This window comes from Oribacterium sp. P6A1 (assembly GCF_000702885.1).
In the GTDB taxonomy this organism is placed as follows: Bacteria; Bacillota; Clostridia; order Lachnospirales; family Lachnospiraceae; genus Oribacterium.
This window is the reverse complement of sequence record NZ_JNKO01000015.1, coordinates 23,205-49,906: the sequence shown is the minus strand read 5'-3', so window position 1 is coordinate 49,906 and position 26,702 is coordinate 23,205. Positions and strand designations below refer to the sequence as shown.

Sequence of the window (26,702 nt, the reverse complement as noted above, 5' to 3'; positions counted from 1 at the left end):
AAATGGAGAATTATCAAAATTTAAACCAGGAGTCCAATGCAGCAAACGGTAACTGCTACACAGTACCGGAGGAGCTTCGGGGCCACAATACCTTATGGAGGCCGGTTTCCGGGGGACATCCGGAGGAACTTGGCAGCGATGCCTGCGGTATCGGAACAGTGGTTAATATCGACGGCACAAAGGACACAAAGGTCCTTGACGATGCCCTGCATATCGTCGAGAAGCTTGAGCACAGAGCCGGAAAAGATGCCAGCGGAAAGGTTGGTGACGGTGTCGGAATCCTTCTTCAGATAAGTCACGAGTTCTTTAAAAAGGCTGCAAAGAATGCAGGTATAGAGCTCAAGGAAGAAAGAGATTACGGCGTGGGCATGTTCTTCTTTCCGGAGGATGAAAAGAAGAGAGCATTTGCAAAGCGCATGTTCGAGGTTATCGCAAAGAAGAACGGACTTACCGTGCTTGGCTGGAGAGCTGTTCCCACACATCCTGAGATTCTCGGCAAGGTGGCCCTTGATTGTATGCCCTGCATCGAACAGTGTTTTATCGCAAGACCTTCCGGTGTGGAAGCAGGAATAGATTTTGACAGACGTTTATATGTACAGAGACGAGAGTTTGAACAGTCATCGGAGGACACGTATATCTGTTCATTAAGTTCCCGTTCCATCGTTTACAAGGGAATGTTTCTGGTGGGACAGCTTCGTGCCTTCTACGATGACCTGAGGGACCCGGACTATAAGACAGCCATCGCCATAGTTCACTCCAGATTTTCAACAAATACCACTCCAAGCTGGGACCGCGCACATCCTTATCGTATGCTTGCCCATAACGGTGAGATCAATACCATCCGGGGAAACATTGACAGAATGCTTGCCCGTGAGGAGACCATGTCAGGACCTTTCCTTGAGAAGGAAGTTGAGAAGATATTCCCGGTGGTTGACAGAAACGGTTCCGATTCCGCAATGCTGGATAATTCCCTTGAGTTCCTTTACATGAACGGAATGGAACTGCCCCTTGCCATGACAGTCACCATTCCCGAGCCATGGAAGCACAACCGCTTCATGGATGACAAGAAGAAGGATTTCTATCATTATTACGCAACCATGATGGAACCCTGGGACGGACCGGCAGCCATCATTTTCTCAGACGGAGACGTGGTGGGAGCAACTCTTGACAGAAACGGTCTGAGACCATCGAGATATTACATTACCGATGACAACAGACTGATACTTGCTTCAGAAGTGGGAGTTCTTGACATTGACCCTAAGCATATAGTTGAAAAGTCAAGACTTCAGCCGGGCAGAATGCTTCTTGTGGATACAAAGGAGAAGAGAATCATTTCTGATGATGAAGTAAAGAGGCATTTCGCCGAGGCCCATCCTTTCGGAGAGTGGCTTGACAGAAATCTTCTCCATCTTGAGGATATCAAGATTCCGAACCACAAGGTTGAGACTCACAGTAAGGAGCTCCGTGGCAAGCTTTACAAGGCCTTCGGCTATACCTATGAGGATGTGAAGTCCATCATTCTTCCTATGGCTCAGAACGGTGTTGAGGACACAAATTCCATGGGACACGATACGCCTCTTGCGGTTTTTGACAAGAGACATAAGCCCCTGTTCTGTTACTTCAAGCAGCTGTTTGCCCAGGTTACAAATCCGCCTATCGACTCTCTTCGCGAGAAGGTGGTTACGGATACAACTGTATATCTCGGTTCTGACGGAAATCTCCTTCAGGATAAGGCGGAGAACTGCCGTGTGCTGGAGATTTCAAACCCTATTCTCACAGGGGTTGAACTTCTGAAGATAAAGGAGCTTAATGCTCCCGGCTTCAAGACTGCGGTAGTTTCTTTACTTTACTATCAGAATACATCTTTGGAGCGTGCCATCCAGCAGCTTGAAATTGCTGTGGACCGTGCATACCAGAGAGGCGCTAACATTATCATCCTGAGCGACAGGGGAGTTGACGAAAACCATGTGGCTATTCCGTCACTTCTTGCGGTAAGTGCAGTGGAGCAGCATCTTGTCCTTACAAAGAAGAGAACTGCAGTATCCCTGATTCTTGAGTCGGCAGAGCCAAGAGACGTGCACCAGTTTGCTGCCATCCTTGGATTCGGTGCCCGTGCCATAAATCCTTATCTTGCACATGAGTGTATCGCCGAGATCATTGATGAAGGACTCCTTGATAAGGACACTCATACTGCCATCGAGGACTACAACAAGGCGGTAATGGGAGGCATAGTCAAGATTGCAGCCAAGATGGGTATTTCAACCCTTCAGTCCTACCAGTCTGCAAAGATTTTTGAGGCCATCGGACTCAGCCGGAAGTTTACGGATAAATATTTTACAGGAATCGTTTCAAGAGTTGGCGGTATCGGTATTCCGGAGATCTCAGAGAGTGTCAACTGGAGACATGAGCTGGCCTTTGACCCTATGGGGGTGAACGGTAATGTGGAGTCTGAATTTGTAAACTTCAACGGCAGCAATTTCTGCCGCGGAAAGGACTTTGAGGATCATTTCTATAATCCAAAGACCGTCATGGCGCTTCAGAAGGCTGTGCAGAAGGGGGACTACAAGAAGTTCAAGGAATACACTGCCATGGTGGATGATGCTTCAGTTCCCCACACACTTCGCGGTATCATGAAGTTTGTCCCGAAGAACAAGCCCATCCCTCTCAATGAGGTTGAGCCGGTGGAGTCCATTGTTAAGCGTTTCAAGACAGGAGCAATGTCTTACGGCTCCATTTCTCTTGAAGCCCATGAGGCTATGGCCATCGCCATGAACCGTCTCGGCGGAAAGTCGAATTCCGGTGAAGGCGGTGAAGATCCGGGAAGATACGGAACAGAGAGAAATTCTGCCATCAAGCAGGTGGCTTCCGGACGTTTCGGAGTTACGGGCTCATACCTTAATTCCGCAAACGAAATACAGATAAAGATGGCTCAGGGTGCAAAGCCCGGTGAGGGCGGACATCTTCCGGGGAAGAAGGTTTATCCATGGATTGCAAAGACCAGATTTTCAACTCCGGGAGTGTCACTGATTTCTCCGCCGCCTCATCACGATATCTACAGTATCGAGGATCTGGCACAGCTTATCTATGACCTTAAAAATGCAAACCGCCGTGCCCGCATATCTGTAAAGCTTGCTTCTGAAAACGGTGTAGGAACCATCGCCTGCGGTGTTGCCAAGGCAGGAGCCCAGGTTATACTCATAGCGGGCTATGACGGAGGAACGGGAGCAGCCCCTATGACTTCCATTCACCATGCGGGACTTCCATGGGAGCTTGGCATAACTGAGGCTCACCAGACACTTATCCGTAACGGACTTCGCAACAGGGTAATGCTGGAGACGGACGGTAAGCTTATGACCGGTCGTGATGTTGCAATCGCAGCACTTCTTGGTGCCGAGGAGTACGGCTTTGCCACAACAGCACTTGTGAGTCTCGGATGTATGATGATGAGAGTCTGCCACAAGGATACCTGTCCTTTCGGTGTTGCAACCCAGAACGAGAAACTTCGTGCAAAGTTCAAGGGCAAGCCTGAGTATGTTATGAACTTCATGAAGTTCGTGGCAGCAGAACTCCGTGAGATCATGGCAGAGCTTGGCTTCAGGACTGTTCAGGAAATGGTCGGACGTACCGACTGTCTCGCAGTTTCAGAAGAGAGAACAGCGGTTTCGGAGAGAGCAAAGAAGGTTGATCTTTCGGCTATTCTTGATCCTGAATTTGCAAGTCTTCCTGAGAATGTACGTCACTTCGATCCTGAGCATGTTTATGATTTCCATCTGGAGAAGACATTGGACGAGGACGTACTTCTTCCTAAGTTCAAGGGGGCTTTAGAGAAGGGGGAGCATCACGAGGAAAAGGTTAAGGTTTCAAGCACAAACCGTACCTTCGGAACCATTCTCGGCTCAGAGATAACTGACAAATACTGGATGGGGGCAAAGACCCAGGAACTTCAGGATGATACCTTTGTGGTTGAAGCCTATGGCGGCGGCGGACAGTCCTTTGGAGCATTTATTCCAAAGGGTCTCACCATAAGACTGCACGGTGATGCCAATGATGGTTTCGGAAAGGGCTTAAGCGGCGGAAAACTGATACTTACCCCGAATCGTGAGAGCAGATTCCGTGCCTGCGAGAACATCATCGTCGGTAATGTTGCACTTTACGGGGCAACTTCAGGAAAGTGCTATGTTGAAGGTATCGCGGGAGAAAGATTCTGCGTAAGAAACTCGGGAGCAACAGCTGTTGCAGAGGGCTGCGGTGATCACGGTCTTGAGTATATGACAGGCGGCCGTGTGGTAATCCTTGGCCGTACCGGAAAGAACTTTGCGGCCGGTATGTCCGGCGGAATCGCCTATGTTCTGGATGAAGATCATTCGCTGTATCTGAAACTCAACAAGGATATGGTTCAGCTTCAGGAAGTGACAGAAAGGTATGACGTAAAGGAGCTTAAATCCATACTTAAGGACTATGTTCTGGAGACAAACTCTGCAAGAGGCATAGAGATACTTGAGAATTTTGAAGAGTTCCTTCCATCCTTCAAGAAGATAGTTCCAAATGATTATCAGAAGGTACAGAATGCGGTGAATCACTTCGAGGACAGCGGATCATCACCCCAGGATGCCGAGATGGAAGCCTTCAGGATGCTGTTCAGCTGATGGGATATAAGAAAATAAACTAACGAAAGGGGAATGCTCCGGGATTGACCGGGCATTCCCCTTTTATTATCGGAGTCACAGAGCGTGGGGAACAGAATTGATATTCTTTGCTTTATATTCTGATGGTTTCTGCCGACATATCTTTTAGCAAAAACCGTTCGTGAAATACATTTAAATCAGAACTTTTAATCAGATATCAGTTTTTAAGAAAACTGATAAGCATCATCAGCCGTAGGAGGTTGTATACCGGGCTGATGCTTCCGAAGGACAGGAGAAAGAGATGAAATTATTTAAAGCTAAAGAAGATGCTATGTCTCACAAAGGACCAAAGAGGAGTATAAGTGCGACCCTGCTGTTTATCCTCCTCCCCATTACCATACTCAGTATAGTATTTATTATTTTATTCTTAAGCGGACAGGCGGAATCCCAGATCAAGGAACATTCCATAAACATTCTTCAGGCAGAGTCGGATTATAATGCCGAGCGTTTCGGTGCCAGAATCATCAATGTTGTTGCCAGAGCAGAATCATTTGCAAAATCCGCAGAATCAGCGGAGTTCCCGGACAGAAAGGCTTATCAGGACTTCATGAGCGCCTCCAACAAGATGGGTGACCTTGATAATCAGGGAATATACACCGGTTTTATGGATGGAGAGATGCTTTATGCTGATTATACCGAGGTTCCCGAGGGTTACGACCCCAGAGCAAGAGGCTGGTATAATGATGCACTTAACGATAACTATGAAACCTTTACAGAGACAGCTCCCTATGTGGATGCTCTTTCGAACAAGCTTTGCGTATCTTTCATAAGAAAGATCAATCTTAGAGACGGTTCCTATGGTGCCTGCGGTGTTGACATATTCCTGGATGAGATTGCAAACGAAACTGCAACCCTCACTCCCATGAACACCGGAATGACTGCCATCGTCGCTGACGGAATGATACTTGGAAATCCCGATGCGTCCATAAACGGTAAGATGGTTTCGGAAGCCGGTAATGACCTCCTTGCGGAAGCAGTTGAAAAAGTCACTGTGGGTAATCAGCTGGCGATTAAATATGGAAAGGATACTTACTATGTTGCGGCTTCCAAGGTTCCGAATACCAGCTGGGTTCTGTATTCAACCGTAAGAGAGGGAAGTGTTCTTGCAAAGCTTAAAGCTTTCCAGAAGATCTGCTATATAATCATGGTGGTGATCATTGCAGTCATAGTAATTGCGCTTCTTCTTGTTATAAACACTGTCATTACGACGCCTCTTAGAAAGGTTACCGTTGCGGCGGAGCATATTTCTGAAGGTGACTTCAATGTTGCTCTTCCTACAGAGTCTAAAAATGAGATAGGCCAGCTGGCTGTTGCTTTCAGCAAAACGACCCATCAGCTTCAGAACTATCAGGGATATATTGATGAAATCTCCCAGGCCCTTTCTGATATTTCACAGGGTGAGCTCAATGTCAAACTGGAGAAGGAGTATGTTGGCCAGTTCAGTAAGCTGAAGATCAATCTGGACAATCTGGTAACTCAGCTTCGAACAGTTATCGGATCCATCATGAATTCTTCAAAGCTCGTGGATGGTGGTGCAAATCAGATCTCATCCGGAGCCCAGGGACTTGCACAGGGCGCTACAGAACAGGCCAGCTCCATCGAACAGCTTTCTGCAGAGATCAATGAGATCAATGAAGCTACCATTCACATGGCGGAAAGTGCACGTACGGTTGAAGAGCAGATTCACAATGCTGAGGAGCAGATCAATACAAGTAATAATCAGATGATTGACCTTCGAAAGGCTATGGAGGACATAACGGATAAGTCACAAAGGATTTCATCTATTATTAAGACCATCGACGACATCGCATTCCAGACCAATATTCTCGCACTCAATGCCGCAGTAGAGGCAGCCAGAGCAGGAGCAGCCGGAAAAGGTTTCGCAGTTGTAGCCGATGAAGTTCGTAACCTTGCGGGTAAGTCGTCAACAGCGGCTCTTGATACCTCTAACCTTATTACGGAAACCATTGCCGCGGTTCAGACCGGAGACAAACTCACAGAGAAGACTGCAAGTTACCTTAAGAGTACTCAGGAATCAACGGAGAAGGCTGTTCAGCTTATCGCAGAAATCACAGAAGCCACAGAGAATCAGCAGAAGTCTCTGAATGGTGTAAAGCAGGGCATCGATCAGATCTCCAGCGTGGTTCAGACCAATGCAGCAACCGCGGAGCAGAGTGCGGCAGCAAGTCAGGAACTCACCAGACAGGCAGGCGTCCTGAACGACGAGGTCAACAAATTCAAGCTTTAATCTTCAATTTTAGGATTCCGATAAAGGTCGAGCGAGAGGGGATCCATATAAGATCGAGGCGCGCTGAAGCGGAAAAATCAAAAATCAGGTCCCTAAGTGGCTCTAGGCCCTCGCCAATGTCTGAGTTTTCTTTGTGAAAACTCGGACTTGGCGAGGGATCTAAGGAAAAAGATACCAAGAGCCTCTAAGAGACCTGATTTTGTTTTTTTCTCGCCTCAGCTTTACGGTCTTATATGGATCCCCTCCAGCTCTTCTGAAAATTCTAATTTGGCTGAATTATTATAGTTTTTCTAACTTATTATGTTCTTGAGATGGACGAAATAAGATTAAAGGGCAGGTGTAGGCGTTGTTTCCGAGGGGGATATACTGCGCTTATACAGACTCTGAAAAAAGACGGGTATTTAGAAAGAGAGTGTGGGGTATGGAAAATCGGCAATCACCCTTGGTGGCCATCTGTTCTTTTATCGTGGATAAAAGAAATCTGTTTTTTCTGATCTATATCATATTGATCATCTTTTCGCTTTTTTCACAGAACTGGGTGTCTGTGGAAAATGATCTTTCGGCTTATCTCAGTGAAGATACGGAAACCAAACAGGCCATGAATCTGATGGAGAGTGAGTATACTACCTTCGGATCTGCCAAAGTAATGGTTTCCAACCTGTCTCTAAGAGAGGCTTTTTCCGTATGCGATATCATCAAAGGTACACCCGGGGTATTTGAAACCGGATTTCTTCCGGAGTATCTGAATCCTGCATCAGGAGAAATAGCCAAAGAAGATGAGGAACTTACCATAGATGAAATACGGGAGCATTATAATGATTCTTCTGCGCTTTTTGATGTAGTCTTTAAATACCCGGAAGAAGATGAGAGGTGTCTTGAATCCCTGAATGCACTGAAGGCTTCCCTTGAATCCTATGATCTTCATGTTTCAACAACGCTTGGGGATGCCCAGGCAGAAGCCATCGAGGAGGAGATGCAGGTCATCATCGTCATCGTTGCGGCTGTTGTGGTTCTGGTACTGATTCTTACCTCGGAAACCTTCGGTGAAGTTCCTGTGCTTCTTATGACCTTTGGTTCCGCTGCGCTTATCAATAAGGGAACCAACTACATGATGGGAACAATCTCATTTGTTTCAAACTCGGTGGCCATTGTCCTGCAGCTGGCGCTTTCCATCGACTATGCGATTATTTTCTGTAATCATTTCAAGGAACAGAAAGAGTTTTATGAAACCCGTGATGCGGTAATCATAGCTTTGAGTCACTCCATACCGGAAATTACTTCAAGTTCACTGACAACTATTTCCGGCCTTCTGGCTCTTTTATTCATGGGCTTTGGCCTTGGAAGAGATCTGGGACTTACCCTTACAAAATCAATCATCATAAGTCTCTTTGCGGTATTCACTCTGATGCCGGGTCTTCTTGTGCTGTTTTCAAATCTCATGATGAAGACAAAACACAAAAATCTGGTTCCGAAGATTCCCTTTGTGGGACGTTTTGCCTATGCAACCAGGAAATTTATACCGCCGGTTTTTCTGGTGGTCATCATTGTGGGTTATTTCATTTCCTCAAAATGCCCTTATGTTTACGGATATTCAAATCTGAAAACTCCTATAAGGAGCGCTGCCCAGATTACCGAGGATATGATACGGGATACTTTCGGCAGCAACAATCTCATAGCCATAAATATACCCAGTCATGATTACTATAAAATCTCGCGCCTTGCCGCATCTCTTGAATCAATGCCGGAAGTGAAGAGCGTAACGTCTCTTGCCAATACCGAAGCCAAGGGGGGCTACATGGTTTCACAGCCTCTTTCACCGAGACAGTTTTCCGAGATGGCGGATCTTGACTATGATGTGGCTGCCATGGTTTATAGCATGTATGCTTCAGACAAGGATGAATACGGTCATATTATAGGAGGAATCGATAAATATAAAATACCATTCATCGATGTGTTCATGTTCCTGCACGATAAGATAGATGAAGGATATGTGGATCTTAATGAGGAGGACCGTGCCGATATTGACGAGACCTTCGATAAGCTTTTGATGGCAAAAAAACAGCTTCGGGGAGATAGCTACGAAAGAATACTTGTATATCTCAATCTGCCTGAGGAAAGCGACGAGACTTTCAGCTTCCTGAGAGGGCTTCATAAGAAGATAGACCCCATATTTGAGGAGGAGATGGACAAAAATCCTGCTGATAAGGTATTGATCGTGGGTGAATCCACCTCTGAAATGGATCTGGGAAGTCAGTTTGAAACCGATAATATCATAGTTTCGATAGTTTCCTTACTGTTTGTGCTTGTGATCCTGCTGTTCACCTTTAAATCGGTAGGCATGCCGCTGCTTCTTATCATGGTCATTGAGGGGTCCATTTTCATAAACTTCTCTTTCCCTACCATAATGAAGGAAAACATATTCTTTATCAGCTACCTTATCGTTTCTTCGATTCAGATGGGTGCAAATATCGACTACGCAATAGTCATCGGCTCACGTTATGACGAGAACCGGAAGACCATGGGACGTAAGGAAGCCATCATCGAAACCGTGAATTTTGCCTTCCCGACTATCATTACTTCAGGTTCGATACTGGCTATAGCAGGAACCGTTATCGGATTCCTTACATCCGACGGAGCCATCGCAGGTATAGGACAAAGCATTGGACGTGGAACACTGCTTTCGATGTTTCTGGTTCTGTTCGTTCTGCCCCAGATTCTTCTTTTGGGAGACAGGATCATCGCCGTGACGAAGTTCTCTGTGGCAAGACCTATAAAGGCAAGGGCAGAAAGCGGAATCATCAGGGTTGACGGAAGGATCACCGGACATATCGACGGTCAGATAATCGGTACGGTTCATGGTATCGTGCGGGGAGATGTACGGGCCTCCATCATTTCAGGAGATATACGGAAACTTGCGGAAAATGAAGGTCAGAATATCGAGGAGTTTATGGATCATGAAGAAAATGAATAAATATATGGTAAAAGCCTCCGTATTTTTTTTGATGCTCCTGGCCATTCAAGTGACGGTATCCGGAATTATAATCGCGGCTGAGGCTTCACATACCTTTGATATCGATTCCATGGAGGACTATAAAAACTTTGCGAAGCAGTGCCGGTCGGATGTCTGGTCCGAGGGAATGACAGTTAATCTGAATACGGATCTGGATTTCTCTTCCGAAAGCATATTTCCGTCGATATCATACTTTAACGGGAATTTTCAGGGAAATAATCATAAGATCACAAATGTAAGATCAGAGAATCCCGTATTTCGCACCATAGGTTCCGACGGTTCCGTGCGTAATCTGGAGCTTACATCGGTGAATACATCGGAGCGTGATAAAACTGCTGCTTTTGTATCGGAAAATTATGGCACTGTGGAGGGCGTTACAGTAAACAGTTCCGTCAGCGGAAAGAATACGGCCGGAATCCTTGCCGCAGTAAACGGTGAGACAGGAATCATCAGGTCCTGTTATGTATCGGGTACTCTGGAGGGGGACAATGGAACCGGCGGTATAGCCGGGAGAAACGCGGGGCTTATTGATGACTGTACAAGTTCTGCACTGGTCAATACTTCGGTGCGGGAGTCGGGGGTATCCACTGAGGATATAAAGGATATTCTGGAAAATATACTGATAACCCGATCCATCAATAATGTGGAGAATTTCAAAACAAGAATAGATACAGGAGGAATCGCAGGATATAACCTTAAGAGCGGGACTATTAAGAATTGTGAAACCTCCGGGACCACGGGATACAGTCATTTGGGTTATAACACCGGGGGTATAGCCGGAAGAAACGGAGGCACCATAGAGAATTCCGTGAACAAAGGAGCCGTTTTCGGGCGAAAAGACACCGGAGGCATAGCGGGACAGCAGCAGCCGGAGATCACGCTGGATTTCTCCAGGGACGTGCTGGCTTCAATGTCCGAAGAGATAGATGCCATAAATCTTCTGGTGACGGATACCTTAAATACCACAGAGGGTATAACCAACAGCACCTATGCGAGACTGAACGGGATATCAAAAACTCTTACAGAGGTAAAGAATTCCACCAATACCATATACAATGCTTCTCTTGACCGTTTTGATGAACTATCGGAATCCATAAACACCAATACGGAGACCATACTTGATGCAACAGGCTCTATAGGTGATGACATGGGATATCTTGATGACAGTCTTGACAGTCTCAGCAGTATGTCTGACAGTTTAAGTGCATCCATAGATGATCTTGCCTATGCATTTTCCATGTCAGATGCGGATAAAAATGCATTGATAGCACAGAACAATCAGCTTAAGGAGGATCTGAACTACAGCAGCAGTTTTGTGAATGAAGCCAAAAACAATCTTTTGCCGGAAGTTCCGGAGGAAAGACAGGCAAAGGTTTCGGAAGGCCTTACACACATAAACCGGATGGCCGGGGATATACAGGCCATGAAAACCATTCTTGAAGGACTTAGGACCAAGAGGGATCTCATTGCTTCCGGCTCTGTGGAGACGGATCTGGCTCACAGGGATGCCGCCCTCGAGGCTTCCGTGAGCAATATCCTGGATTCCCTCAGTGATATGGATTCGGCATCTTCCCGTCTGTCAAAATTCAGTTCTTCTGTAGGAGGAACCCTTTCCGGTCTTGCCGGCAATGTCAACATTCATATGGAAAGTAATCCTGCAGTACGTGCGGCAGGAGACAATCTCTATGCACAGCTTGACAGCCTTTCTTCGCAGCTTGACAGCCTGAGCGCCTTCGGACGGGATGACAGCATTGAGGTGCTTCAAAATCTTGAAGCCATAAACAACCGTTTCAACAGCATTACCGGGCTTCTCCGTGATGAACGGGATCGCTTAAGCGACAGATTGGATGAGAAGGACCTTTTTAAGGACGTCTCAAATTCCGAAAACTCAACCTCCAAAATCTACCGCTGCAGAAATGCGGGAAACATTTCCGGCGATATAGGAGTCGGTGGGATAGTTGGTACCATGGGAATAGAGTTTGACCTTGATCCTGACAAGGATATCCATAGATCAAATGACCGTTCTCTTAATTACAGCTTCGGAGTTTCAGCTGTGGTGATGGAATCCGAAAATCTGGGAAGTGTCGAAGGCCGGGGCAACTATGCCGGAGGCATCTGCGGAAAGATGGAGACGGGGTTAATCTCCGGTAATAAGAATACAGGTGATGTGGAGGCCCCGGACGGGCATTTTGTTGGTGGAATCGCAGGCTTTGCAGATGGAGAACTTAATAATAATACTGCAAGATGCCGTGTTACCGGAAAGAAAAACGTTGGCGGAATCAGCGGCTACGGCACAACACTACGGAATAACAGCGCAGCTGTCAGTATCCTTGGAGAAGAGGAGTATGCCGGGGCTGTTTCCGGGCAGGTTGAGAAGCTGGATGGGGCTCAAATCAAGGACAATGTTTACTTCGGAGGCAACTACGGAGCCATCGACAACATAGACTATGCGGGACTGGCGGAAGAGTCATCAGGCCCCATAGGTACGCTTCTTGTACAGTTCAGGATGGGAGGCTTGCTGCTTGATATGCAGGAAGTAAAGCCCGGAACCATGCTGAAGGATGTGCCCTTCCCTGAGCCTGAGAAAAAGGAGGGTTTCTTCATACAGTGGGATGCTCCCATGGATACTGTCATAGAGGATGATCTGGTGGTTAATGCCTCCTACTATCTGCCGGTGGCCCTTCTGAATGCACCTCTTAACTATAAGGACAGCAGTAAACCGGTGCTCATGGTGGACGGTCAGTTCATGGAAAAAGATGCACTTGTATTCTCGATGCCTGAGGAAAACCACTATCTGGTAGAAATTCCTGAAGACGGTCTTCCGGAGCGGAAGATCCGCGTGCATAAACCTGAGTTTTTAAGCTGCAGCTTTACGGTGAACGGGCGAAAGCAGGCTACGGAGGACTTCGGAGACTACCTTGTCTTTGTCACCGGGGAAAGAAAGCTTGATATCCTGATTACAAAGGATGAGCTTCCTTTAGGAAAAATTGCTGTTGCCATTGCAGGGGTAGTGATTCTTACGCTGCTGATAGTTTATAAGAAACGTTCAAAGCCGCGTGGCGTCCATTAATATACGGATAGCCTGCGTCGTAAAAATCCAGAAATGAGATCCCTAAGGAAGAAGGTACTGTACCAATTCCGATAAGGGGTCTCATTTTGATTTTTATATTTTGGTTTTATGGCTGTTATTCGCTAAATGCTGTTGTAAAATCTGTGGTGCCAAATTAAAATTTGGGGATAGATTATATATTTTACGGGAGGCAGCATTGGCACAACACAATTTATCCAAGGGCAATCTTTTACATAATATGATATGGTTCTCACTGCCGTATCTTCTAAGTTTCTTTCTGCAGACACTTTACGGGCTTGCAGATCTTCTTATAGCCGGGCAGTTCAACGGTGCGGATGTGATATCCGCGGTTTCCATAGGTTCACAGGTCATGCATATGGTAACGGTGATGCTGGTTGGACTGGCCATGGGTTCAACTGTCATGATCGGACAGTTCGTGGGGGCTGAGGATGAGAAGAAGGTGAGCCGCGCCATAGGCAACACTGTGACGCTTTTCGCAGGAGTAGCAGCGGTGGTTACGGTGCTTCTCCTTATGACCATACACCCCATAGTTTCGGCTCTTTCCACTCCGATTGAGGCGGTGACCGGAACAGTCAGTTATCTCACCATTTGTTTCGCCGGTATCCCGTTCATAGTGGCTTATAACATTCTTAGTTCCATTTTCAGAGGCATGGGGGATTCGAAGAGTCCCCTTATGTTTATAGCTATAGCCTGTTTCGTAAATATAGTTCTTGACTTTGTTTTTATGGGACCGATGCATATGGGAGCCTCCGGTGCCGCATACGGGACGATTCTTGCCCAGGGGGTAAGTGTTATCATTGCTTTCACAGCCATAGTAAAGAAAAAACTGTTTGAGGTGCATCTTTCGGATCTCAGGCCGGACAGGTTTGTTCTGGAAAAGATACTGGGGGTGGGAGTTCCTATTGCCTGTCAGGACGGATTTATCCAGATCTCTTTCATCCTTATTACGGTCATAGCCAATCAGCGGGGCGTAGACATTTCCGCTGCTGTAGGTATCGTGGAAAAGACCATCAGCTTCCTGTTTCTGGTTCCCTCCAGTATGCTGTCTACAGTTTCGACAATTGTTGCCCAGTCCGTGGGGGCGGGAGACAGGGTTAGAGCCCGTAATACTCTTAAGTACGGTGTGATAATGTCTTTCTCCGTCGGTGTGTTCTTCGCGGTACTGTTTCAGTTTATTTCCCCCTGGTTTTTCAGGATGTTTACGAATGACCCTGTTGTTAAGGAATATGCGGTGCAGTATATGCAGACCTATGTTATCGACTGCGCGGTAGCGGGAGTGCATTTCCCGTTCTCCGGATTCTTCAGTGCCTGCAACATGTCCATACTGGGATTTATTCACAATATCCTGTCTGTGGTTTTTGTGCGTGTTCCGGGGGCATGGCTTGCCACTAAAATGTATCCGGAAACTCTGTACGCCATGGGACTTGCGGCACCGGCAGGATCGTTTTTAAGTGTTATCATATGTGTGCTGTTTTATCTGCATTATAAAAATAAAGGGAAGTTCTGATTTCAGGGCATGGTCTTCGGATCATGCTCTTTCTTTTTTATGTGAAATAAATGTGAAAACTGCAAATTGTTAGCACTCGATGCTTGACGTTGCTAATAATGCGTTTTATAATACGATTTGTTGCTGGAGATAAGATTTATATATCAAAAGCACAAAGGTAAGGATAGTAAGGTTATCGGTTTTTTGTAATCCGGTGCCCATGAGGGTTTTCACAAAGGAAATGTAGAAACATTAACCGAAAACCCGCATACAAAACCTATGAAGGTAATAAATTAGGAGGTCAATCAGATGAAGTTAGTTCCATTATTTGACAGAGTAGTTCTTGAGAAAGAGAAGATGGAAGAGACAACAGCCAGCGGTATCGTTCTTCCCGGACAGAATGACAAGGAGAAGCCCGGTCAGGCAGTTGTTGTTGCAGTTGGTCCTGGCGGAGTTGTTGACGGAAAAGAGATCACAATGCAGGTTAAGGCAGGTGATCACGTTCTTTTCTCAAAGTATGCAGGTTCAGAGGTTGAGATCGACGGAACCAAGTACACTGTTGTTAAGCAGAACGACATTCTCGCTATCGTAGAGAAATAATTGAATATTTATCGGTCTTTCAGGATGATGGAGACATTGTTATGGAAGACCGGAGGAACATAGACAGAGATTTCCCGTCGTGAGGTGTCATGGAATGACAGCGCAGGGCGGAGACATTTAGGAGGAATTCAAAATGGCTAAGGAAATTAAGTATGGCGTTGAGGCCAGAAAAGCACTTGAAGCCGGTGTAGACCAGGTTGCAAATACAGTTAAGGTTACTCTTGGACCTAAGGGAAGAAACGTAGTTCTTGATAAGAGCTATGGTGCTCCGCTCATCACAAACGATGGTGTTTCCATCGCAAAGGAGATCGAGCTTAAGGATGCATACGAGAACATGGGTGCACAGCTCGTTCGTGAGGTTGCATCAAAGACAAATGATGTTGCCGGTGACGGTACAACAACTGCTACAGTTCTTGCACAGGCTATCGTTAAGGAAGGTATGAAGAACCTCGAGGCAGGTGCAAACCCTATCATCCTTCGTAAGGGTATCCACAAGGCAGTTAAGGCTGCTGTAGAGTCAATCAAGGCTCAGTCTTCAAAGGTAAAGGGCAAGGAGCAGATCGCTAAGGTTGCAGGTATTTCTGCAGGTGACGAGCACGTTGGTGAGATGGTTGCCGACGCTATGGATAAGGTTTCCAAGGACGGTGTTATCACTGTTGAGGAGTCAAAGACCATGCTTACAGAGCTCGATGTAGTTGAAGGTATGGAGTTCGACAGAGGATATATCTCAGCTTACATGTGCTCAGATATGGACAAGATGGAAGCAAATCTTGACGATCCATATATCCTTATCACAGACAAGAAGATCTCAAACATTCAGGATATCCTTCCTGTACTTGAGAACATCGTAAAGAGCGGCGCTAAGCTTCTCATCATCGCTGAGGATGTTGAGGGTGAGGCTCTTACAACACTTATCGTAAACAAGCTCCGTGGAACATTCAACGTTGTTGCTGTTAAGGCTCCAGGCTACGGTGACAGACGTAAGGAGATGCTTCAGGATATCGCTATCCTTACAGGCGGACAGGTTATCTCTTCAGATCTCGGCCTTGAGCTTAAGGATACAACTATGGAGCAGCTTGGACGTGCCAAGTCAATCAAGGTTTCCAAGGAGAAGACAACCATCGTTGACGGTGAGGGTCAGAAGGCTAACATTGAGGCTCGTATCGCTGAGATCAAGCAGCAGATCGCTACAACAACTTCTGATTTCGACAGAGAGAAGCTTCAGGAGAGACTTGCAAAGCTTTCAGGCGGTGTTGCAGTTATCCGCGTAGGTGCTGCTACTGAGACAGAGATGAAGGAAGCAAAGCTTCGTATGGAGGATGCTCTCAATGCTACTCGTGCAGCAGTTGAAGAGGGTGTTATCGCAGGCGGCGGATCAGCTTACATCCACGCTCAGAAGTCAGTTGAGAAGGTTGTTGAAGAGCTTGAGGGCGACGAGAAGACAGGTGCAAGAATCATCCTTAAGGCACTTGAGGCTCCTCTTTACACAATCGCTTCAAACGCAGGTCTTGAGGGCGCAGTTATCGTAAACAAGGTTAAGGAGACTCCGGACGGACAGGGCTTCGATGCTCTTCACGAGGAGTATGTAGATATGCTTGAGGCAGGAATCCTTGATCCTGCAAAGGTTACAAGAACAGCACTTCAGAATGCAGCATCAGTTGCTTCAACACTTCTTACAACAGAAGCTGTTGTGGCTGATATAAAGGAACCTACTCCCGCTCCAATGCCAAACCCAGGAATGGGCGGAATGATGTAAGTGCATAAAGCCCGGTCGCAGAACGGAAGGGCGTTGAAAGCTCGCTTTCAAAAGCACTTACGTTCTAGCGACGCTAACAGATATCGAAAATAAGCGCGCCAGCGCGGTTTGAGATATCTGTTAGGATTGCGAGAGCGTTAGCGGAGCAATCCGTAGGGCTTTATGCAAAGAGTGTAAAGAGCCCTGTTAGGATTGCGAGAGCGTTAGCGGAGCAATCCGTAGGGCTTTATGCTTGTAGAGGGAAGCGTCATTATGTTTGCACCTCGAATATAAATTTCGTATAATTAAGCTCGGACTGCGAAAAAGCAGTTCGGGCTTTTTTCTAAACTAAAAGATATGCCGATGAATCATATGACCCGGCGGAACGGAGAGATATATGGATGAATATGTAGAGCACATGGTGAAAAGAAATGATCCTGTTTACTGGAAGGCAGCCTTTGTGGGAGCTTTGGTTCTTACGGTGATATCACTGTTTCTGGCACTTCAGTATGCCTTTGCACTGCTTTTGCTTCTTGCAATGATTGCCGCAGACTATGGGATATGGCTTTTTTCAAGTGTAGAATACGAATACACTTATTTCGGCGGAAGTTTCGAGCTGGATGAAGTTCTTAACAAATCCCGCAGAAGAAAGATCGTAGAGACAAACGCTGAGGAACTGGTTCTTTTTGCACCGAAAAACTCGGATGCAGCAAAGACTGAGATGGGAAACGCAAAGATTCTCGACTATTCCGGCAACGGCCCTGAAGATAAGAAATATGCATATATTTATGTCAGAAACGGAAACAAGGTATGTATGTATATCGAGGGCAATGATGAGCTTGTGAAGCAGGTGAGAAGAAATACACCTCAGAAATATAAAGCATATTAAGGAAACACTTTAATCAGCGTTTTCCTGAAGCAAAGACTGTCGCATGAAGGATAAAAAATCCGGATGCGGCAGTTTTTTTATAGATGTGCACCCTTATGAGGATTATATCACGAAAAAATTATAAGAAATCCGATGGTGACGATAAAACTGATATAGCAATTTACTGACATTTTTAATGCATGAAACAACGATATGTTTAAAAAGTGAATTCAATTGTAAAATAGGAGGCGGGGATGAAAGAATTTACTGTAAGAGTGTCGCCGGAGCAGGGAAACTTAACTAATGCCATAGAATTTATAGAAAACAGGCTGACAGAATGCAAGACCGGTGTCAGGGACAGGTCAAAGGCAGTGCTTCTTGCGGAGGAGTATCTCGTTGAGCTCTTTAAGGTTACAAAAGAAAATCGTCCTGTGATCATACGTGTAAAAAGATTTTTGGGAAAAACCACCATAACACTTATGAGTGAAAGCAGGAATGAAGTAAAGGTAGGGACAGTGAATTTCATTCCTGACTTCGACTACTATGAATCCGCTCCCAATGCCGAGGCTGCTATAAGGAACATGATAATCAATGCCAACAGCGATATTATCAGACAGAGCTACAGAAACGGAACCAATAAGATTGTCATAACTGCGGGAATATCAAGTCAAAAGAATCTTATAAATGTTTTGTTTTCAATGCTTCTTGCGGTAATCCTTTGCAGCTTCATGAGAATTGCATTAAGCGGCAATATATGTAACGCAATAAATGAATATGTGTTTATGACAATAAAGACCATATTCTTAAATGCTTTAAAAGCAGTTATTGCTCCCCTTATATTCTTTTCCATTGCTGCGTCGGTTTCTTCCATTACAGATCTCAGTGAATTGGGGAAGATAGGTGTCCGTGTCATGGGCTTTTATGCCATGACTACCTTTGTAGCTACCATAGTTGCATTTACTGCATACAATATCATAAATCCGGGAACCTTTAATGAATTTTCGTACATGATAAGTGAAACACAACAGGTCGGAGAACAGGAGGCGGTCAGCATCCTTGATACGATTATCGGGATAGTTCCTGACAATTTTGTTGGTGCCTTTGTTGATTCCGCTACACTGCAGCTTATTTTCCTTGGCATACTTGTTGGAGGAGTGGTGCCGCTTATGGGTGAAAAGACTGAGAAAATCACTTTTTTTATCTCTGCGGCAAACGATGTGTTTCTTAGGGTGGCTTCTGCCATTACAAAGTGTCTGCCTATAGCAGTGTTTGCTTTTATAGGATCTATGGTTATGACTATGGATTTCCATTTGATAAAGACACTGCTGTCATTGTTCTTCTGTATCTTACTTGGAATGATAGTGATGCTGGTGTTCTATTTAACCATAGTTTTTATTATGACAGGAAGCAATCCTTTTGATTTTTTTAAAAATGCCGTACCGGCCTGGCTAAATGCTTTTGCACTGTCTTCAAGCAGCGCTGCCATGCCGTTTACTATGGATACCTGTGATAAAAAGCTTAATATTTCTCCCAAGCTGTATTCATTTTCCATTCCACTTGGAGCAACCATAAATATGGATGGATTTGTAGTAGTCCTTACTATCTCCACGCTGTTTCTGGCAAAAGTGTTCGGAGTTGAATTATCGGGCGGCGAGATCGTATCTTTGATAGTGACTATTGTCTTACTTTCTTTTGGAGCTCCTGGAATACCCGGTGTTTCAACCATATGTATGTCAGTACTTCTTATGCAGTTCCATGTGCCTATGGAAGCACTTGCGATTTTTATAGGTATCGATGCCATAACAGATCCTCTTAACACTGCCAATAATGTGTTTGGTGATATCGTAGGAACCTTTTGCGTGGGAAAAAGAAATGGGATGATGAAATGATGACAAACATTAAAGAACGGACTTTTCTTGTTTTTAAGAGATTTTCTGAGTAATATAATATCACCGAGATTTACATTAACCTTCCGACTATAGAATCGATGAAGAAATGAAGTTTAATGAGTGGGAAGCTCTGCTTCCCACATTTTTTATCAGGAGTATAATGATGCATGCTTAGATTGGAAGGAAAAAAACATCTTGGTATAAAGCATAATAAGATATGGGAGAAAACCAATGATTACAGGTGAGCTGAAAAATAAGATAGACGGGCTTTGGGATGTATTTGCGGCGGGAGGACTTGTGAATCCGCTGGAAGTCATCGAACAGATTACATATCTTATGTTCATCAGGGATTTGGATGATGCAGATAACAAGAAAGAGAAAGAAAGTGCCATGCTGGGTATTCCCTACAAGAGCATCTTTTCTGAGGAAGTAAAGATAGGTGAACGAACCATAGACGGAAAACAGCTTAAGTGGTCAGTGTTCCATGATTTTCCTGCCGGCAGAATGTATACAGTGATGCAGGAGTGGGTATTTCCTTTTATAAAGGGACTTCACAGCGACAAAAACAGCGCGTATTCCAAATATATGGATGATGCCATCTTCAAACTGCCGACGCCTTTACTTCTTTCCAAGGTTGTTGACTCTCTTGATGAAATATATCAGCTAATGAGTGAGATTCAGTCAACAGATGTGCGCGGTGACGTATATGAGTATATGCTGAATAAAATTGCCTCATCCGGACGTAATGGTATGTTTAGAACACCTAGACATATCATCCGAATGATGGTGGAAATAATTGATCCGAAAGCTGACGAGATCATATGCGACCCGGCCTGCGGAACCTCGGGTTTCCTGGTATCAGCCGCAGAGTACCTCAAGGAAAAACGAAAAGAGGAGATATTCTTCAACAAAGATAAGAAAGCTCATTACATGAATTCCATGTTCCATGGTTTCGATATGGACAGAACCATGCTTCGTATCGGCGCAATGAACATGATGACTCATGGAATTGAGAATCCTTTCATAGAGTACAGAGACAGTTTGTCAGATCAGAATCCTGACCACGACAAATATTCTCTGATCCTTGCGAATCCGCCTTTTAAGGGAAGTCTCGATGCGGAATCTGTATCGGGAGACCTTCTTAAGGTATGTAAAACCAAGAAAACAGAGCTTCTGTTTTTGACGCTTTTCCTTCGTATGCTGAAGGTGGGAGGAAGATGTGCTTGCATCGTTCCTGATGGCGTCCTGTTCGGTTCATCAAAAGCCCATAAGGATATCCGTAAGGAAATCGTGGAAGAGAACAGACTGGAGGCGGTTATCTCCATGCCGTCAGGTGTTTTCAAACCATATGCCGGAGTATCAACGGCCATTCTGATCTTCACCAAAACAGGTCATGGCGGAACAGATAAAGTCTGGTTCTATGACATGACAGCGGACGGATTCAGCCTTGATGATAAACGTAATCCGGTGGCGGAAAATGATATACCGGATATCATAGAAAGATATAGAAATCTTGACAAAGAAGCAGAAAGAAAGAGAACAGAGAAATCTTTTATAGTTCCTAAAAACGAAATCGTAGACAATGACTACGACCTTTCAATCAACAAATACAAAGAAGTTGAGTATCAGAATGTGGAGTACCCGCCAACAGAAGAAATCATGGCAAATATCAAAGCTATAGAAGCAGATATCGCAAGAGAGATGGAAGAACTTGAGAAACTGTTGAAAGCATAACAAAAATCCAGTTGGTCAAAATAAAATGATCAACTGGATTTTTTTATCAGGAAATTTCTTGTTTGGATATTATCTTGGATTTCGCTTTGACCACTAAAGCATAGGTCTATTTTATGAAAAATTTGTTAATGGCCGAAAGTGATTATAGTAAAGAGAATGGTTGAAGGATGCTGGTAATGAAAGGGCGTACCAGCATGGAGGAAAAGGTTGTAACCATTCTTAATGAAATGTCAGAGTATCTCTCGGTTCCGCAAATGAAAAAGCTTCAGGAAGTAATGCTGAGAGTTTTTGCGGAAAGAGAAGAAGAGAAGAAAGAAATTCCGAATTCAGAATATCTTCGTATGTTCCTTGATGCCAAAGCCATAGAAGGATGTTCTGAGAGAACTATACAGTATTATCGTGTAACCGTTGAAAAAATGCTTCAGCAGCAGGAACTTTCTGTCAGGAGAATAACTACCGAGGATATGAGACATTATCTTTCTGATTATCAGAAAATCAATAATTGCGGGAAGGTTACAGTAGATAACATTCGCCGCAATATCTCAAGCTTTTTTTCGTGGCTCGAAGAAGAAAATTATATCTTGAAAAGTCCTATGCGACGTATTCATAAAATAAAAACCAATCAGCAGGTCAAAGAAGTGATATCCGATGAAGATATAGAGAGGCTTCGTGACAACTGTTCCTGTAAGAGAGATCTTGCCATAGTTGATCTGCTTTACTCCACCGGAATACGTGTAGGGGAACTTGTTAATCTCAATGTTTCCGATATTGACTTTGAGGAGCGAGAATGTGTTGTGTTTGGAAAAGGCGGTAAGGAGAGAAAAGTCTACTTTGATGCTAAGGCAAAGCTTCATTTGCAAGACTATCTTGAACTGAGAACCGATGAAAGTCCGGCTCTTTTTGTGACTCTCGATGCGCCGAATGAACGACTTAAAATCAGTGGAGTGGAGATAAGACTCCGGGAGCTTGGAAGAAAGACAGATCTTCGGCGTATTCATCCACATAAATTCAGAAGAACCATGGCAACCCGTGCAATCGATAAAGGTATGCCTATAGAACAGGTTCAGCGGATACTTGGACATTCGCAGATAGATACAACTATGCGATATGCAATGGTGAATCAGGCTAATGTTAAATCATCTCATCAAAAATATATATCATGAGAGGATTCAAATTGATATTTGTAGGGGATGATAGATGAGAGTAAAACTTGAAGATGTTTGTGAGCGTGGATCATCAAATTTAAAACAGTCAGATATTATAGATGCCACGGGAGATTATCCTATTTATGGAGCATCGGGATATATCGGAAATGTTGATTTTTACCATCAAGATAAGCCATATGTTGCTGTAGTTAAGGATGGCGCTGGAATAGGAAGAACAACATTGCATCCAGCTAAATCTTCAGTGATTGGCACGATGCAGTATTTGCTGCCTAAAGAAAATGTTTTGCCTGAATACCTTTGCTATGTTGTTAGGTATATGCACCTTGAAAAATATTTTACTGGTGCAACTATACCGCATATATATTTTAAAGATTATAAAAATGAGCAATTCAATTTAGATTCATTAGAGAGACAAGCAGAGATTGTAGATATCCTTGGTAAATGTGAAAGAGTAATTGCATCAAGAGAAGATGAACTTCAAAAACTCGACGAACTCATCAAAGTCCGATTTGTCGAGATGTTTGGGGATCCAGTTCGGAATCCCAAAGGATGGAATACTTACAAGTTGGAAGACTGCTTGGAAAGAATAGATAATGGTAAGAGCTTTGTGTGTTCCGATAAAGCAAGAATGGGTGATTATCCTGCTGTTTTGAAATTAAGTGCAGCTACCTATGGTGATTATCGTCCAGATGAGAACAAAGCTCTTTTGGATGAAAAAATGTTTGTTGAAAGTGCTGAGGTTCATAAGGGGGATTTGCTATTCACAAGAAAGAATACGCCTGAACTTGTTGGAATGGCAGCTTATGTAGATGAAACGCCGGCAAAACTGATGATGCCAGATTTGATATTTAGATTAGTCCCAAATGAAAAGATGGATGCGATGTTTTTATGGCAACTTATAAATTGCAAGGAATTCAGACCGGTTATTCAGAGCGTTTCGGGTGGATCAGCTAAATCAATGTCGAATATATCAAAGGAGAGACTGGGGAAGATTTCAGTAATCTGTCCACCGAGAAAGCTACAGGAAGAGTTGATGCCTTTTATTCACCAGATCGACAAATCAAAAGTTGCATAGAAGAAATTTAAAAACATAAAACGATAAGTAACAAATAAGTGCTATATTTAAGATGTGTTAAAAATCAAATTGATATTTGTCGAGGTGACGAGGAGTGCGCAGACAAGATGGCAACGGCTGCCGGGAGCTTGTTCACGGGCAGAGGATTGGCAGATTGGATGCCATAGTCCCATAGTCCGACAGGACGCATGAGGATGAAGCGAAGCGGAATCCTAATGAGCACGACAAGAACTCTATATTACAACTGAATATTTGTTTGACGATAACGAGTGGCGATGATAAAATAATTATTGAAAAGAAGTGCTACCGGTAGACGGTTAGCCCAGTATTGATTAGTTATAAAGATAACCGCTCAAAGTTTCCTAGGCTCGGGCGGTTATTTTTGTGTCTTGGAATCATGCTTTCCACGATTATAGCCAAGACTATAGAACGTTGCACATAATGCAAGTACTGCAATCAAGTCATTAATAGTGAGCATATTCAAGATCCTCCATTTGAAAGATTTCTCAAAAGAGATTTCTATGATAAACAGAGGTCACAGTCCTCTGGAGAAGGACTAACCGCCTACCGTTGCTACGGGTAGCACAGATATATTATAGCAAACAAATGTTCTCGAAACAATAAGAAAGAAATATTTGTAGGGATGATATATGGAATATAGGTTAGATGAAATATTTGATCTTCAGATGGGTAAAACACCATCAAGAAATAATCCTGAATATTGGAATTCTGAAGATAATAAATGGATATCAATAGCGGACTTATCAAAATGTGGTAAGTATATTGAAGAAACAAAAGAATACCTATCTGATAAAGCTGTAAATGAGAGTGGTATCAGTTTAATTCCGGCAAACACGGTTATAATGAGTTTTAAGCTGTCAATTGGTAAGACGGCTATAACTTCTGAGCCGATGTACTCGAATGAAGCAATTATGTCATTTAGAGACAAGCATGTTGTGGGTATTCTTCCGGATTACATATATTACATGTTTTCTGGTAAAAACTGGGAAGAGGGAACCAATAAAGCTGTTATGGGAAAAACTCTTAACAAGGCTACATTGTCTGGAGTTAAAGTAAGTATCCATGATATAGAAAGACAGCGTGAAATAGTAGATGTTCTCGATAAACTTAGTTCTGTAATAGATAATAGACAGCACGAATTATACAAACTTGATGAGCTTATCAAAGTCCGATTTGTCGAGCTCTTTGGTGATTTGAATATAAATAATATGGGGTGGGATGAAAAGCCTCTTTTAGACGTTTGTAACCAACTAAAGAGATATCCTACTTTCTGTAATATGGAATATATAGAACATGGAACAAGAGTGATTAGAATTGGAAATATCCTTTTGGATGGCCATATGGATATTGATGAGGCAAATTATGTTTTTGTATATGATACAGTTAATGATGATTTTCCAGATACTGTAATTGAGAAGTATGATATTGTTATGGCTGTTAGAGGAGATGGTTCAGCAGCGAAAAGAATAGGTATTATCCAAGAAGACAAATTAATTGGAGCCAATATAAGTCCGAATCTTATACGTATACAAGCTAACCCCAATATAGTTGATCCGATTTTCTTATTTTACTATCTTACTGGTGAAGTTGGGCAAAAGAGACTAGATGCATATGTAAATAAAACAGCAAAGAAAAATATTGCGGCAAAAGACATTGCGAAAGTTATTACGCCGATTCCGGATATGGAGTTACAAAAAGAATATGTTGGGTTTGTAAAACAAGTCGACAAATCAAAAGTTGCCGTTCGAAAGGCGCTTGATGAAACTCAAAAACTGTTTGATAGTCTTATGCAGGAATACTTTGGCTGATGAGGGAAACGATATGAATAAAGAGTCGTTTGCATTTGTGATTTATATGATACATGCATGTGCTAATAAATGGGGGAAATTACCATCAGAAGTTTATGCCCTATTAAATAGCGTAAACTGCATAGATGATTTTTTGGTTACGCATTATGATGTGCTGCATACTCAAAGTACATCATATGTAGTTGAGGATATAAAAGATTATCTGATTACAAGAGGTGTTACGATATGATTGTGTACCATGGAAGCATTGAGATAGTTCAAAATCCGGATATTAATCATTCGTATCGACCTCTTGACTTTGGAAAAGGGTTTTATGTGACAACTGTAAAAGAACAAGCTGAAAAATGGGCAAAGCGTAAAGCAGATATTTTTAATAAAGCTTATAGCATAGTGAATTCATATGTTATGTCGGAAGATATGGGAGATCTGCTGCATAAAACATTTTCTGAAGATCTGATTGAATGGATTGATTTTGTATGTGACTGCCGGGCTGAAGGCACAGAATATCTAAAGTACGATGTTATTTCAGGAAAAGTTGCGAATGATAAAGTATTCAGAGTGGTTGATATGTATCATCAGGGAATATGGGATAGAGATAGAGCACTAAAAGAGATTAGAATATATGAAACCTATGATCAAATAGCATTTATTACTCAAAAGTCGATAGATAAGCTACTTAAGTTTGATTCATACTATGAGGTTTAAGCTATGGATGAAAAAGTGCTGGAGCAGGTGTATCAGGAAAGTCTGGAGGAAAGAATTATATCCTATATTGCAGAAGATAATTCTTATTCTCTGGAAAAGGCCATGGCAATTTATTATAAAAGTAAGTTAGCTGATAAAATACATTTAGGTAAAGATGGTATTCAATACTTGGATTATAAAGTTCTTGCAGAAATACTTAGAGAAACAGAACCGGAACTGTTTACTTGAAAAAGGCATTATTATACTAGATTCATTGATGCATTTAGCAAGAAGGGAAGATGCTTTATGTGTTACACGACAAACGAGATCAAAGAGAATACAGTTCCGATTGCCCGAGAGTATGGTGTAAAACGCATGAGTCTGTTCGGGTCTCAAGAATGAGCCGAAGTATGCATATAAACATACCATTGGTAATCAAGAACAATATACTTATTCACAACAGCTTGTGGACTTTTTGATAAGTGAAATAAGGAAGAATCCTACTGGCTTTGTTGAAAGTCTTAAGAAAAGAAAAAAGATAACCCCAGGCACATAGGAATGCTCAGCCTTCAAAGACCTACCCCATTCTGGGACCCAGCGTT

General features: G+C 43.6%; 16 protein-coding genes and 1 pseudogene. All 17 read left to right on the top strand.

What is annotated here, in order from left to right; all coding sequences use genetic code 11:
- Positions 1 to 2: 2 nt before the first annotated feature.
- Positions 3 to 4,646 carry a glutamate synthase large subunit gene (gltB, locus tag T515_RS10755; RefSeq protein WP_081832780.1) on the top strand — a complete coding sequence of 1,548 codons (4,644 nt, stop codon included), beginning with the start codon at positions 3 to 5 and terminating at the stop codon, positions 4,644 to 4,646.
- Positions 4,647 to 4,926: 280 nt separating this feature from the next.
- Complete coding sequence (locus T515_RS16690) at positions 4,927 to 6,933, top strand: methyl-accepting chemotaxis protein (protein ID WP_051671651.1); 2,007 nt, start codon at positions 4,927 to 4,929, stop codon at positions 6,931 to 6,933.
- Positions 6,934 to 7,354: 421 nt separating this feature from the next.
- A complete protein-coding gene (locus tag T515_RS10745; protein WP_036610895.1) occupies positions 7,355 to 9,904 on the top strand; it encodes an MMPL family transporter in 2,550 nt (849 codons plus the stop codon).
- The gene (locus T515_RS10740; RefSeq protein ID WP_036610892.1) at positions 9,888 to 13,013 is read left to right on the top strand and encodes a hypothetical protein; all 3,126 of its coding nucleotides are present in this window, start codon (positions 9,888 to 9,890) and stop codon (positions 13,011 to 13,013) included. The genes T515_RS10745 and T515_RS10740 overlap by 17 nt, the downstream gene beginning before the upstream one ends.
- 196 nt (positions 13,014 to 13,209) lie before the next feature.
- A complete protein-coding gene (locus tag T515_RS10735) occupies positions 13,210 to 14,541 on the top strand; it encodes an MATE family efflux transporter (protein ID WP_036610889.1) in 1,332 nt (443 codons plus the stop codon).
- A 288-nt stretch (positions 14,542 to 14,829) separates the two neighbouring features.
- Positions 14,830 to 15,120 (top strand): co-chaperone GroES, encoded by a 291-nt coding sequence (locus T515_RS10730; RefSeq protein ID WP_036610888.1) that lies wholly within the window; start codon positions 14,830 to 14,832, stop codon positions 15,118 to 15,120.
- 133 nt (positions 15,121 to 15,253) lie between these two features.
- Positions 15,254 to 16,876 carry a chaperonin GroEL gene (gene groL / locus T515_RS10725; protein ID WP_036610886.1) on the top strand — a complete coding sequence of 541 codons (1,623 nt, stop codon included), beginning with the start codon at positions 15,254 to 15,256 and terminating at the stop codon, positions 16,874 to 16,876.
- Between the two features lie 376 nt (positions 16,877 to 17,252).
- Positions 17,253 to 17,744, top strand: coding sequence for a DUF6106 family protein (locus T515_RS10720; protein WP_036610884.1), 492 nt, complete (start codon positions 17,253 to 17,255; stop codon positions 17,742 to 17,744).
- A 233-nt stretch (positions 17,745 to 17,977) separates the two neighbouring features.
- Positions 17,978 to 19,612 (top strand): dicarboxylate/amino acid:cation symporter, encoded by a 1,635-nt coding sequence (locus tag T515_RS10715; protein ID WP_036610883.1) that lies wholly within the window; start codon positions 17,978 to 17,980, stop codon positions 19,610 to 19,612.
- Between the two features lie 231 nt (positions 19,613 to 19,843).
- The gene (locus T515_RS10710) at positions 19,844 to 21,346 is read left to right on the top strand and encodes a class I SAM-dependent DNA methyltransferase (RefSeq protein WP_036610881.1); all 1,503 of its coding nucleotides are present in this window, start codon (positions 19,844 to 19,846) and stop codon (positions 21,344 to 21,346) included.
- Positions 21,347 to 21,540: 194 nt separating this feature from the next.
- Complete coding sequence (xerA, locus tag T515_RS10705) at positions 21,541 to 22,509, top strand: site-specific tyrosine recombinase/integron integrase (protein WP_036610938.1); 969 nt, start codon at positions 21,541 to 21,543, stop codon at positions 22,507 to 22,509.
- A 34-nt stretch (positions 22,510 to 22,543) separates the two neighbouring features.
- Positions 22,544 to 23,587, top strand: a complete 1,044-nt coding sequence (locus T515_RS10700) for a restriction endonuclease subunit S (protein WP_036610879.1) — start codon at positions 22,544 to 22,546, stop codon at positions 23,585 to 23,587.
- 650 nt (positions 23,588 to 24,237) lie between these two features.
- On the top strand, positions 24,238 to 25,416 hold the full coding sequence (locus T515_RS17130; RefSeq protein WP_081832779.1) for a restriction endonuclease subunit S: 1,179 nt from the start codon (positions 24,238 to 24,240) through the stop codon (positions 25,414 to 25,416).
- 13 nt (positions 25,417 to 25,429) lie between these two features.
- Positions 25,430 to 25,645 carry a DUF3791 domain-containing protein gene (locus T515_RS10685; RefSeq protein WP_036610876.1) on the top strand — a complete coding sequence of 72 codons (216 nt, stop codon included), beginning with the start codon at positions 25,430 to 25,432 and terminating at the stop codon, positions 25,643 to 25,645.
- Positions 25,642 to 26,121 (top strand): DUF3990 domain-containing protein, encoded by a 480-nt coding sequence (locus tag T515_RS10680; protein ID WP_036610873.1) that lies wholly within the window; start codon positions 25,642 to 25,644, stop codon positions 26,119 to 26,121. Before T515_RS10685 ends, T515_RS10680 begins: the two co-directional genes overlap by 4 nt.
- A 3-nt stretch (positions 26,122 to 26,124) precedes the next feature.
- Positions 26,125 to 26,349, top strand: coding sequence for a hypothetical protein (locus T515_RS10675; protein ID WP_036610869.1), 225 nt, complete (start codon positions 26,125 to 26,127; stop codon positions 26,347 to 26,349).
- Between the two features lie 151 nt (positions 26,350 to 26,500).
- A pseudogene (locus tag T515_RS18470) lies at positions 26,501 to 26,656 on the top strand (hypothetical protein); the annotation flags it as partial.
- Positions 26,657 to 26,702: the final 46 nt, after the last annotated feature.

Coding starts and splice junctions, on each gene's coding strand:
- T515_RS10685 (WP_036610876.1), top strand. CDS start 25,430: ATGAATAAAGAGTCGTTTGCATTTGTGATTTATATGATACATGCATGT.
- T515_RS10710 (WP_036610881.1), top strand. CDS start 19,844: ATGATTACAGGTGAGCTGAAAAATAAGATAGACGGGCTTTGGGATGTA.
- T515_RS10680 (WP_036610873.1), top strand. CDS start 25,642: ATGATTGTGTACCATGGAAGCATTGAGATAGTTCAAAATCCGGATATT.
- xerA (WP_036610938.1), top strand. CDS start 21,541: ATGGAGGAAAAGGTTGTAACCATTCTTAATGAAATGTCAGAGTATCTC.
- T515_RS17130 (WP_081832779.1), top strand. CDS start 24,238: ATGGAATATAGGTTAGATGAAATATTTGATCTTCAGATGGGTAAAACA.
- T515_RS10700 (WP_036610879.1), top strand. CDS start 22,544: ATGAGAGTAAAACTTGAAGATGTTTGTGAGCGTGGATCATCAAATTTA.
- T515_RS10675 (WP_036610869.1), top strand. CDS start 26,125: ATGGATGAAAAAGTGCTGGAGCAGGTGTATCAGGAAAGTCTGGAGGAA.
- T515_RS10745 (WP_036610895.1), top strand. CDS start 7,355: ATGGAAAATCGGCAATCACCCTTGGTGGCCATCTGTTCTTTTATCGTG.
- T515_RS10715 (WP_036610883.1), top strand. CDS start 17,978: ATGAAAGAATTTACTGTAAGAGTGTCGCCGGAGCAGGGAAACTTAACT.
- T515_RS10740 (WP_036610892.1), top strand. CDS start 9,888: ATGAAGAAAATGAATAAATATATGGTAAAAGCCTCCGTATTTTTTTTG.
- T515_RS10720 (WP_036610884.1), top strand. CDS start 17,253: ATGGATGAATATGTAGAGCACATGGTGAAAAGAAATGATCCTGTTTAC.
- gltB (WP_081832780.1), top strand. CDS start 3: ATGGAGAATTATCAAAATTTAAACCAGGAGTCCAATGCAGCAAACGGT.
- groL (WP_036610886.1), top strand. CDS start 15,254: ATGGCTAAGGAAATTAAGTATGGCGTTGAGGCCAGAAAAGCACTTGAA.
- T515_RS16690 (WP_051671651.1), top strand. CDS start 4,927: ATGAAATTATTTAAAGCTAAAGAAGATGCTATGTCTCACAAAGGACCA.
- T515_RS10730 (WP_036610888.1), top strand. CDS start 14,830: ATGAAGTTAGTTCCATTATTTGACAGAGTAGTTCTTGAGAAAGAGAAG.